Source organism: Blattabacterium clevelandi (assembly GCF_003268615.1).
GTDB lineage: Bacteria > Bacteroidota > Bacteroidia > Flavobacteriales > Blattabacteriaceae > Blattabacterium > Blattabacterium clevelandi.
This window is the reverse complement of the sequence record NZ_CP029844.1, coordinates 117,236-128,823: the sequence shown is the minus strand read 5'-3', so window position 1 is coordinate 128,823 and position 11,588 is coordinate 117,236. Positions and strand designations below refer to the sequence as shown.

The window sequence follows — 11,588 nt, the reverse complement described above, 5'->3', positions numbered from 1 at the left end:
TTTTGTAAAAAAAAATGTAATTGTAAATTATAAATTTTTTGAATTTTCAATAGAATAATTTATTAATTGTTTAAATAAATTAGAGAGAGAAATCCCAGCAATACTTAATTGTTTTGGAAAAATGCTTTTTTTAGAAAGACCAGGAACCGTATTAATTTCTAAAAAAAATGGGGACCCATTTACAAGAATAAATTCCGATCTAGATATTCCAGATAAATTTAAAATTTTACATATCTTTTTTGCTAATTTTTGAATTTTATTTTCAATATTTGGAAGTAATCGAGCTGGTGTAATTTCTTGAGATTTTTCGTTATATTTTGATTCAAAATCGAAAAAATCATTTTTACTAATTATTTCTGTAATTGGTAATACTGTAATTTCATGATTAAACGAAATAACTCCTACTGAAATTTCAATTCCTTTTAGAAAAGATTCAATAATTATTTCGTTATCTTCTTTAAAAGACTTTTTTATAGCAGGCAATAATTCTTCTTTTTTATACACTTTTGATATACCTAAACTAGATCCGGATCTATTAGGTTTTACAAAACATGGTAATCCGATTTTTTTTATAATTTTTTTTTCGAAAATAGGTTGATTTTGATTCAAAAAAAAGGAAACTGCTGTATTAATTCCAAATTCCTTTAATAAGGTTAAACAATACTTTTTATTAAAAGTAACATTTGCCTGATTAAAATTACATCCTGTATAGGGAATTTTCAATAAATGAAAATAAGCTGGTAAAATTCCATCTTCTCCTGGAGTTCCATGAATAGCATTAAATACACAATCAAATTTTAAAATTTTATTACTTGTAAGATTAATTGTAAAATCTTGTTTATTAATAGAATATTCTTTTTTTTCCCCCCCTATTAAAACCCATTTATCTCTGAATATATAAATTTGATAAGGATCAAATTCTTCTCTATTTAAATTTTCGTAAACTACTTTTCCACTTTTTAATGAAATGATAGATTCTTCTGTATACCCTCCCATAATAATAGCAATCTTTTTCATTATTCTTTATTTATTTTATATTTATTCAGTATGAGATATTTGAAATACTGTTTAATTTTAATTTTAAATTTGTTAATATCTATATTTATTTTATATAAAATAATTAATTTTTCATTAAAATGGGTTGATTTTTATACAAAACATGGTTCTTATGTAAGAGTTCCTGATCTTCATTATTTATCTTTAAATCAATCCTTATCTATTTTAAATAAATTAGGACTAAAATACGATGTAGATACATCTTTTTATGATCCCTATTTTAATCCTTTTCAAGTTATTTCCTTTTTTCCAGAAGCTGGAGATTATGTTAAAAAAGGGAGATCTATATATATAAAAGCTAATCCAAAAAATTTTCAATCCACTGTATTACCAAATATAATAAATAAGCATAAACATATAGCAATGAAATTGATTCATGCTAATCATCTACTAGTAAAAAATATAAAATATATGAATAATCTATCTAAGGATATTGTTCTAAAAGTTTTTTATAAAGGAAAATCCATTCCATCTGGATATATTTTACCAAATAAAGATAAAATTACCTTAATAGTTGGAAAAGGATATGAAAAAAATGATTTTATAGTTCCAAATGTTATTGGAATGTCTTTATCTTCTGCTACTTATACTTTGAAAAAAAAATTATTTAACATTATTAATTTTTATGATGACCAATCATTGGATGATGATTCTATAAATAATGCAAAAGTTTACCGTCAAGAACCTTATCCTGGAAAAATAAAGGATAAAAATATACCGATATATCTTTGGTTAAGATCGAATAATTCAAAAGAATTATTCGATAATTTAATCCCAAAATATGAATCTAAGCCTTCGAAAAATATAAACAAAAAAGAGGATAAAATTCAAGAAAAAGTTATACAAAAAATAGATACATATCAAGAATAAAAAAAATAGGAATAGAAAAAAATAAATGCACATTAAAAAATTTAGTTTTTTATTAAAAAAAAATCAAAAATCTATTCGAATTGATAAATTTTTAATAAAATCAATCCAAAATATTAGTAGAAATCAAATCCAAAAGGCTGCAAATTTAGGAAAAATTTTAGTAAATAAACGTTTTATAAAAAAAAATTACCAAATAAAACCTTTTGATTTTATAGAAATAGAAATTTCTTATCCACCCATTCTAGATTTAGAATATAAAAATATTATTGCAGAAAAAATACCTCTTGATATTATTCATGAAGATGAGGATATTATTGTAGTTAACAAACAACCAGGTATGGTAGTCCATCCAGGAATTGGAAATGAAAATGGGACTTTAATTCATGGAATTAAATATCATTTAAAAAATAATAATAAATTATTATATAGGTTAGGTTTAGTTCACAGAATAGATAAAGATACTTCAGGTTTACTTGTTTTAGCTAAAAATGAATATGCACAAAAATTTTTATTTCAACAATTTATTTCTAAAACTATTAAAAGAAAATATATAGCTTTAGTATGGGGAAATTTGAAAAATGAAGAAGGCACTATAACTGGATTTATAGGAAGAGACCCTAAAAATAGAAAAAGAATGACTCTTTTGAAAAAAGATTTTGATAGAGGAAAATATTCAATAACTCATTACAAAGTTTTAGAAAGATTTAAATATATAACATATATTTCTTGTAATTTAGAAACCGGAAAAACACATCAAATAAGAGCTCATTTTAAATATTTAGGGCATCCATTATTTAATGATTTTATTTATGGTGGAAATAAAATTTTAAAAAGTTTTTCAAAAAAAAATTTTAAATTTTTAAAAATATGTTTAAATATTTTAAAAAGACAAGCATTACATGCCATTTCTCTTTCCTTAATTCATCCAAAAAATGGAAAATGTCATTTTACTAGTCCAATTCCTGAAGATTGGAAAAAAGTTATTCAAAAATTTAGAGAAAGATTTTCATTTTTATTATAATAAAGTACCATGAAGAATAATATAAGACATAGAAAAATATATTATTAATCCAATAACATCTACTAATGTAGCTACAAAAGGAGCAGAAGAGCTAGCTGGATCGCCTCTAAATTTTTTAATTAAAAATGGTAACATAGATCCACTAAAGGTCCCCCATAAAACAACGAAAATCAAAGATAAAAAAACTGTTAATCCAACTAATATAAAATGAGGTCCATAATTGAAAAAATTTATATTATGCCAGGCTAAAACACGGATAAATCCAGTTAATCCTAAGATACTCCCTAAAAAAAAACCACATATTATTTCTCTTCGCATTACTATCCACCAATCTTTTATTTTAACTTCTCCTAAAGCCATTGCTTGAATAATCAAGCTGGATGCTTGAGATCCACTATTTCCACCACTTGAAACCACTAATGGAATAAATAAAGCCAAAACTACGGCTTTTTCTATAACACTTGAAAAATTCTGCATAACAGTTGTCGTTAACATTTCACCTATAAATAATAAGATTAACCATCCAGCTCTTTTCTTAATTAATTTAGATAAAGGAATATTTAGATAAGATTGATTCAAAGCTTCCATCCCACCTATTTTTTGAATATCTTCTCTATAATTTTCATTTAAAACCCATAATATATCATCTATAGTTACTATTCCAAGAAAATTTTTTTTATCATCTATTACTGGAAGTGAAACTCTATTATTCATAGAAAATATTTTATTTGCTTCTTCTTCTGTATCGGTAACATTTAAAGCAGCAGTATATTTTCTATCCATTAATTCTTCGACTTTAGTATCTATATCTACTAATAAAAATTCTCTTATTTTAATGTCATCAACTAATTTCCCTTTTTTATTTACTATATAGATAATTTCTATTATATCACTATTTTTACCTTCTTTTCGTATATATTCTAATACTTTCTTAACACTCCAAGTCTCTTGTACAGCAAGATAATATGGTATCATCAGACGGCCTACACTATTTTCAGGATATCCTAAAGAAATTAAAGTTCTACGTTTTTCTTCCGGATTTAAATATTTAATCAAATCTTTTAATGAATCTTTTGGAAGATCCTCCAAAAATGATACACGATCATCCACAGATAATTGATTCATCAATTCCATCATTTTAATAGATGGAAGACCTTCAATAATTTTTTTTTTTATAGGAAAATCTAAAAATTTAAAAACGGAAGTAGCTTTACTTATTTTTAATAAATAAAATATTTCTATAGAATTATCCGGATCATCTTGAATGAATGTTACCAAATAACTAATAGTTTGATTATTTAAAAATTTTTTGTTAAAATTATTTTTTAAACAATCTTGATGGTTATTAAACATTTATTTTCTTTTTTAGAAAAACTTTTTTTATTATCATCAAATAATTATGGATAATTATATTTTGAAATTAAATAATGTTTTTCACAGAAACCACTCACTAAAATTACGTAACAAAATTATTGAATTTTTATATAGAATTTAAAATAAAATAAACATGGAATATAATTTTCGAAAATTAGAAAAACGTTGGCAAATATATTGGAAAAAAAACAATATTTTTCATATAAAAGAAAACGAAACTAAAAAAAAATACTATATTTTAAATATGTTTCCATATCCTTCCGGATCTGGTCTTCATATAGGACATTGTTTAGGATATATAGCTTCCGATATTTATGCTAGATATAAACGTGCAGAAGGGTACAACGTATTAAATCCAATAGGATTTGATTCCTTTGGACTACCTGCAGAACAATATGCCATTCAAACTGGACAGCATCCTTACGAAACTACTAGAAAAAATATAAAAAAATATCAAAAACAGATGGATAAAATAGGTCTATCTTTTGATTGGAGTCGAAAATTATATACCAGTAACCCTGATTATTATCGATGGACTCAATGGATGTTTATCCAAATTTTTAATTCTTGGTACGATAAGGATAGTGAAAAAGCTAAGCCTATCCACTTTTTAATTCAAGAATTTAATAAAAACGGAAATTTATCTGTTAATGCTAGTACTTCCTTTAATAATCAATTTGATTCAAAAAAATGGAAAGAATTTAGTTCTTTAAAAAAAGATTCGATTCTTTTAAATTACCGATTAGCATTTTTATGTAAAAATACAGTTAATTGGTGTCCAGATCTAGGAACCGTTTTAGCAAATGATGAAATACAAAATGGAAAAAGCCAAAGAGGTGGATATCCAATTTATAAGAAAAAAATGCTTCAATGGCATATAAGAATTACCGCTTATGTAGAAAGACTTTTAAAAGGTCTAGATTTTATTGAATGTTCTAATTCTCTTAAAAGACTTCAATATAATTGGATAGGAAAAAAAACAGGAACTTCCATATTTTTAGAACTTTTTTTTTCTAAAAAAAAAGATAAAAAAATAGAATCTTTTATTTTTCGTCCAGAAATGGTATTTGGAATAACTTTTATTATTATATCTACAGATCATCCATTATTAAAAACAATTACTATTCCTAATCATAAAAAAAATCTTCTTGCATATTTGCATATGCAAGAAGATTCTGTAGAAAAATCAGAAAAAGAAAAAACTATTTCGGGATTTTTTACCGGAAACTATGTTCGACATCCATTTATTAATGGGAAAAAAATTCCTATTTATGTTAGTAATTATTTTTCTGTAGATCATCAAGTAAAATCTATAGTTGGTATACCTAGTCACGAAAAATATAGCCTAAAATTTGCAAAAAAATTTGGATTAGAAATTTTACCAGTTTTTTTTGAAAAAAATAAAAATAATAAAAATGAACCTTATGAAGGAAAAAATGGAATTTGTATTAATTCTGATTTTTTAAATGGACTAAATGCAACAGAAGCCAGGGAAAGAATCATCCAAATTTTGAAAAATAAAAACATTGGAATAAAAAAAAACAGTTATCGGTTACGAGATGCTGTTTTTTCCAGACAAAGATACTGGGGTGAACCCATTCCAATTTATTTTAAAAATAAAATTCCTAAAACTATTCCGATAGAAAAACTTCCTCTTCTTTTACCAAGAATAGAAAATTATCATCCAAAAAACGGAAAATCTCCATTAATGAGAGTGAAAAATTGGGCTTGGGACGAAAAAAATATGAAAATAGTTTCAAATACTCTTATTGATAATCTATATGTATTTCCAATAGAAACTAGTACAATGCCCTGTTGGGCTGGATCTAGTTGGTATTTTCTTCGTTATATGGATGTACATAATCAAAATTTTTTTCTGGACAATAAAAAAGAAAATTATTGGAAGAATATAGATCTATATATCGGTGGATCTGAGCATTCTACAGGTCACTTAATTTATGCAAGATTTTGGAATAAATTTCTGAAAGATAGAGGATGGATAAAAACAGAAGAACCTTTTAATAAAATATTAAATCAAGGAATGATACTTATTCACTCTGCTATGATATTAAAAATTATTGGAAAAAATATATTTGTTTCCTATGGATTATTAAAAAATAAAAATAATATATCATTTCAAGAAATATATATAGATATTTCTCTAATAAATCATAATAACGAATTAAATATAAATAAATTAAAAAAATGGAATCCTGAATTTTCCAATTCCAAATTCCTTTTAGAAAAAGGAATTTTCTTTTGTAAAAGAAAATTAGAAAAAATGTCCAAATCTAAATATAATATTATCAATCCAGATCATATTTCTGATAAATATGGATCAGATATTTTTCGTATTTATGAAATGTTTTTAGGTCCAATTACATTATCTAAACCTTGGAATGATCAAAAAATCATTGGAATAAAAAAATTTATGAATAAATTTTGGCGTTTATTCCATCAAAATGGAGTATTTCAAATTAGTGATTTATCTCCAACATTTAAGGAATTGAAAATTTTACATTACACAATTCAAAAATTAAAAGAAAGAATAGAATCTTTCTCTTTTAATACATCTATTAGTTATTTAATGATGATGGTTAATAAATTAACTATTTTAAAATGTAATAAAAGAAAAATATTGGAACCTTTAGTGAAATTAATGGCTCCATTTTCTCCTCATATATCTGAAGAAATTTGGAAAAAATTAGGAGGTAAAAAATCTATTTTATTTTCACCTATACCCATTTTCAATCCAAAATATCTTATAGAAAAAAAAATTACATATCCAATTATGTTTAATGGAAAATTAAAATTTAAAGAAATTTTTGATTCAAATCTAACAATAGAAAAAATAAAACACAAAATTTTAAATCATCCTAAAACTATATTTTTTTTAAAAGAGAAAGTATTACAAAGAGTAATTATTATTCAATACAAAATAATAAATATTTTGTTTATTTAATTAAATATCAGTTTTTTAATTAAAAATTAAAATAATCTCTATTCAAATAGATATTTTGTATATTTAAAAAATATTTTAACATAAAACGTAGATTTGTATTCAATAAATACAGCATTTTTTTTTGAATTTTTTCATTTTAGATTTAAAAATGTGTAAAAATTTTTTTATGTCAAAAAAAAATAAAAATAAAGCTTGGACATATAATAGTTTTTTTAGTTTTATAGAAAAAAATTTTGATAAAGCAGCAAGATTTATTTCTATTGAAAAAGGACTTTTAGAACAAATTAAATATTGTAATGCTGTATATCGTATGCACTTTCCTGTAAAAATAGGAAAAAAAATAAAAGTTATTGAAGCCTATAGAGTACAACACTCTCATCATAAACTACCCTGTAAAGGAGGGATCAGATATAGTATAAAAGTAAATCAAGATGAAATTATGACTTTAGCTGCACTTATGACATATAAATGTGCTATAGTAGATGTACCTTTTGGTGGATCTAAGGGTGGAATTAAAATAGATCCACAAACTATTTCTGTCGAAAATCTAGAAAAGATTACACGTCGTTATACTTCTGAATTAATTAAAAAAAATTTTATAGGTCCAGGAATTGATGTTCCAGCTCCTGATTATGGAACTGGAGAAAGAGAAATGAGCTGGATTTTTGACACTTTTTTATCTATACTTCCTGGAGAAGTAGATGCCTTAGCCTGTGTAACTGGAAAACCTATTTCTCAAGGAGGTGTTAGAGGTAGAAAAGAAGCAACTGGATTAGGAGTTTTTTACGGAATTAGAGAATTATGTTGTATGAAAGAATATATGTTCTCTATTGGTCTTGATTTAGGATTAGATGGTAAAAAAATTATAATACAAGGTCTAGGAAATGTAGGTTATCATGCCGCTCATTTTTTTCATGAATCCGGTGCTATTATTGTTGCTTTAGCAGAAAGAGAGGGTGCTATTTACAATAAAAATGGATTGAATGTATCTCAAGTGATACTACATTTAAAAAATACTGGATCCATATTAAATTTCCCAGAATCAAAAAATATTGAAAATACTGAAAAAGCATTAGAATTAGAATGTGATATCCTAATACCTGCTGCATTAGAAAATGTTATACATAAGAATAATGCTAATCGTATTAAAGCTAAAATTATTGGAGAAGCTGCAAATGGACCGGTAACTCCTGAAGCTGATGAAATATTAGGAAAAATGGGGGTCATTATAGTTCCAGATATTTATTTAAATGCTGGTGGGGTGACAGTTTCTTATTTTGAATGGTTAAAAAACTTAAGTCATGTACGTTATGGTCGGATGGAAAAACGATTTAATGAAAATATGAATTCTGACCTTTTACAGGTTATTGAAACTATTACTCATAAAAAAATTCCAAAAGAAGAAAAAAAAAATATTTTAAGAGGACCAAGAGAAATAGATTTAGTACGTAGTGGTTTAGAAGATACAATGATTAGTGGATTTCATAAAATTCATGATCTAAAAAAAACATTAAAAATAGAAACTATGCGGACATCTGCTTTTGTTCTTTCCATAAATAAAATCATAGATTCTTATGAGAAGTTAGGAATTTTTCCATGAAGTACAAAAGATCATTATTGAAATTAAGTGGAGAATCTCTTATGGGAAAAAACAATTTTGGAATTCATTCTACTCGTCTTCAACAACATGCTGAAGAAGTAAAAAAGGTTGTAGATATGGGGGCTCAAGTAGCTATAGTTATTGGTGGAGGAAATATATTTAGAGGTTATTCTAGGTTAAATAATACAATAGATCGTATAGGTGGAGATTATATGGGAATGCTAGCTACTGTTATAAACGGAATTGCACTACAATCTTACTTAGAAAATATAGGAATATGTACCTCAATACAAACAGCTATTAGAATGGATCAAATAGCGGAACCATTTGTCAAGGATAAAGCTATTCATCATTTAGAAAAAGGAAGAGTAGTTATATTTGTAGCAGGATTAGGAAATCCTTATTTTACTACAGATACAGCAGCTGTATTACGTGCTATAGAAATAAAGGCCGATGTTTTATTGAAAGGAACTAGAGTTGATGGGATCTATACTAAAGATCCAGAAAAAGATAAATATGCTAAAAAATTAAAAAAAATATCCTTCGATATGGCTTATCAAATGGGAATAAAAGTGATGGATCAAACCGCTTTTATTTTAGGGAATGAAAATAATTTACCCATTATTATTTTTGATATCAATAGAAAAGGTAATTTTAAAAAAGTAATTTCCGGAGAAGAAATAGGGACCTTAGTTTCTAAAAAATAATAAAAAATTATGGATGAATTAAATAAAATTTTTTCTTCTTGTAAAAAAGACATGAAAATAATTTTAAAAAAATTACAAGAGGAAATTTATCATATTCGTTTAGGAAGTAAATCCATTCTTTCCTTTTTAGAAAAAATAAAAATAAAGTGTTATGGTACTTTTTTACCTTTAATAGAAGTAGCTAGTATTACTATTATAGATAATATGACTCTCACAGTTCAACCTTGGGATCGTTCTCTTATTTCACATATAGATAAAGCCATTATAGATACTAATTTAGGAATTATGCCTACTAATAAAGGAGAATATATTCAAATTAATCTTCCTATTATTACAGAAGAAGGAAGAAAAAATTTGATGAAAAAAATAAAAAAACAAATAGAAAAGGCAAAAATATCCGTGAGAATAATACGAAAAAAAAATAATCAATCCATAAAAAAATTAAAATTGTCCCAAGATTTATCTCAATCAGGAGAAATTCGTATACAAAAAATAACGATTGAATATATTCAAAATATTGATAATCTTTTTCTTTATAAAGAAAAAGAAATTTTAAAAATATAAAAATATGGAGATTTCATGATAAAAAAATATTCGATTAAAGAATTGTTAAATAATAGTGATTTTTTTTTAGAAAAAAAAGTTTTAGTTGAAGGATGGATACGTTTTTTTCGTAATTCTATTTTTATTGCATTAAACGATGGATCTACAATTCAAAATATTCAAATCGTTTTATCTAAAAATATAGATAAAAAATTAATCAAAAAAATTACCATTGGAACATCTATTAAAGTTATAGGAATCATAAAAAAAAGTATAGGGAAAAAACAATCTATAGAAATTAAATCTTTATATATAAGTATATATGGAGAAGTAGATATAGAAAATTTTCAAAAATCTATTTTACAACCGAAAAAACATAGTTTAGAAAAACTTCGTAAACAAACACATTTACGTTTCCGTACAAGTATTTTTAGTAGTATTATACGTATACGTCATCATATAGCTTTTTCTATACATAAATATTTTCATGAACATGGATTTTTTTATATTAATACTCCAATTATTACTACTTTAAATGCTGAAGGAGCTGGAAATATGTTTCAGGTTACGACTATGGATTTAAAAAATATTCCATGTATAAAAAAAGGGGATATAATAGATTATAAAAAAGATTTTTTTCAATGTAAAACCTATCTTAGTGTATCTGGACAATTAGAAGCAGAAACTGCTTCTTTATCTTTAGGAAAAGTATATACTTTTGGACCTGCTTTTCGTGCAGAAAATTCCAATACTTCACGACATTTATCCGAATTTTGGATGATAGAACCAGAAATTGCCTTTTATCATTTAGAAGAAAATATGAATTTAGCAGAAAATTTTTTAAAATTTATCATACGATACATTATTGAAAATTGTGTGGAAGATTTATATTTTTTAAAAGAAAATATAAAAAAATGGAATCAAGAGGATAATTTTTCCATTTTAGATAGACTAGAACTTATATTAAAATTTCCGTTTCAAAGGATTAGTTATACTGAAGCTATAAAGATTCTTGAAAAAAAAAATAAAAAATTTTTTAATCCAATCATTTGGGGGATGGATTTACAATCAGAACATGAACAATATTTAGTGAATGAACATTTTCAACATCCTGTAATTGTTTTTGATTATCCTTCCTGTATTAAAGCTTTTTACATGCGTATAAATAATGATGGAAAAACAGTGAGGGCTATGGATATTTTGTTCCCAAAAATAGGAGAGATCATCGGAGGATCTCAAAGAGAAGAACGTTATGATCTTTTATTGAAGCGAATGAAAGATACAAAAATAGATGATAGAAAACTTTGGTGGTATTTAGATACACGTCGTTTTGGTTCTGTTCCTCATAGTGGATTTGGTTTAGGATTTGATCGTTTAGTTCAATTTATTACAGGAATGAAAAATATTCGTGATGTTATTCCTTTTCCAAGAACACCAAATAATGCAGAATTCTAA

At 24.9% G+C, this 11,588-nt stretch carries 9 protein-coding genes; 7 read left to right on the top strand and 2 right to left on the bottom strand.

What is annotated here, in order from left to right; all coding sequences use genetic code 11:
* Positions 1-27 precede the first annotated feature (27 nt).
* Positions 28-1,017: a D-alanine--D-alanine ligase gene (locus DM817_RS00605; protein ID WP_113738143.1), complete on the bottom strand. Its 990-nt coding sequence runs from the start codon at positions 1,015-1,017 to the stop codon at positions 28-30.
* A 30-nt stretch (positions 1,018-1,047) separates the two neighbouring features.
* Between DM817_RS00605 and DM817_RS00600 the strand changes: the two genes are divergently transcribed.
* Entirely contained in the window at positions 1,048-1,926 is an 879-nt protein-coding gene (locus DM817_RS00600) for a PASTA domain-containing protein (RefSeq protein WP_113738142.1), read from the top strand.
* Between the two features lie 25 nt (positions 1,927-1,951).
* A complete protein-coding gene (locus DM817_RS00595; protein ID WP_113738141.1) occupies positions 1,952-2,947 on the top strand; it encodes an RluA family pseudouridine synthase in 996 nt (331 codons plus the stop codon).
* Here the strand turns inward: DM817_RS00595 and mgtE are convergent.
* Positions 2,942-4,300, bottom strand: coding sequence for a magnesium transporter (mgtE, locus tag DM817_RS00590; RefSeq protein WP_113738140.1), 1,359 nt, complete (start codon positions 4,298-4,300; stop codon positions 2,942-2,944). The genes DM817_RS00595 and mgtE overlap by 6 nt on opposite strands.
* 154 nt (positions 4,301-4,454) lie before the next feature.
* On the opposite strand from mgtE, the gene leuS reads away from it, so the two are divergent.
* The 5 genes from leuS (at position 4,455) to asnS (ending at position 11,588) form a co-directional block, all read left to right on the top strand.
* A complete protein-coding gene (gene leuS, locus DM817_RS00585) occupies positions 4,455-7,283 on the top strand; it encodes a leucine--tRNA ligase (protein WP_113738139.1) in 2,829 nt (942 codons plus the stop codon).
* A gap of 166 nt (positions 7,284-7,449) precedes the next feature.
* The gene (locus DM817_RS00580) at positions 7,450-8,883 is read left to right on the top strand and encodes a Glu/Leu/Phe/Val family dehydrogenase (RefSeq protein ID WP_113738539.1); all 1,434 of its coding nucleotides are present in this window, start codon (positions 7,450-7,452) and stop codon (positions 8,881-8,883) included.
* Entirely contained in the window at positions 8,880-9,590 is a 711-nt protein-coding gene (gene pyrH / locus DM817_RS00575) for a UMP kinase (protein ID WP_113738138.1), read from the top strand. The genes DM817_RS00580 and pyrH overlap by 4 nt, the downstream gene beginning before the upstream one ends.
* 9 nt (positions 9,591-9,599) lie before the next feature.
* On the top strand, positions 9,600-10,154 hold the full coding sequence (locus DM817_RS00570) for a ribosome-recycling factor (protein WP_113738137.1): 555 nt from the start codon (positions 9,600-9,602) through the stop codon (positions 10,152-10,154).
* Positions 10,155-10,169: 15 nt separating this feature from the next.
* Entirely contained in the window at positions 10,170-11,588 is a 1,419-nt protein-coding gene (asnS, locus tag DM817_RS00565; protein WP_113738136.1) for an asparagine--tRNA ligase, read from the top strand.

Coding starts and splice junctions, on each gene's coding strand:
- DM817_RS00600 (WP_113738142.1), top strand. CDS start 1,048: ATGAGATATTTGAAATACTGTTTAATTTTAATTTTAAATTTGTTAATA.
- DM817_RS00580 (WP_113738539.1), top strand. CDS start 7,450: ATGTCAAAAAAAAATAAAAATAAAGCTTGGACATATAATAGTTTTTTT.
- pyrH (WP_113738138.1), top strand. CDS start 8,880: ATGAAGTACAAAAGATCATTATTGAAATTAAGTGGAGAATCTCTTATG.
- DM817_RS00570 (WP_113738137.1), top strand. CDS start 9,600: ATGGATGAATTAAATAAAATTTTTTCTTCTTGTAAAAAAGACATGAAA.
- mgtE (WP_113738140.1), bottom strand. CDS start 4,300: ATGTTTAATAACCATCAAGATTGTTTAAAAAATAATTTTAACAAAAAA.
- DM817_RS00595 (WP_113738141.1), top strand. CDS start 1,952: ATGCACATTAAAAAATTTAGTTTTTTATTAAAAAAAAATCAAAAATCT.
- asnS (WP_113738136.1), top strand. CDS start 10,170: ATGATAAAAAAATATTCGATTAAAGAATTGTTAAATAATAGTGATTTT.
- DM817_RS00605 (WP_113738143.1), bottom strand. CDS start 1,017: ATGAAAAAGATTGCTATTATTATGGGAGGGTATACAGAAGAATCTATC.
- leuS (WP_113738139.1), top strand. CDS start 4,455: ATGGAATATAATTTTCGAAAATTAGAAAAACGTTGGCAAATATATTGG.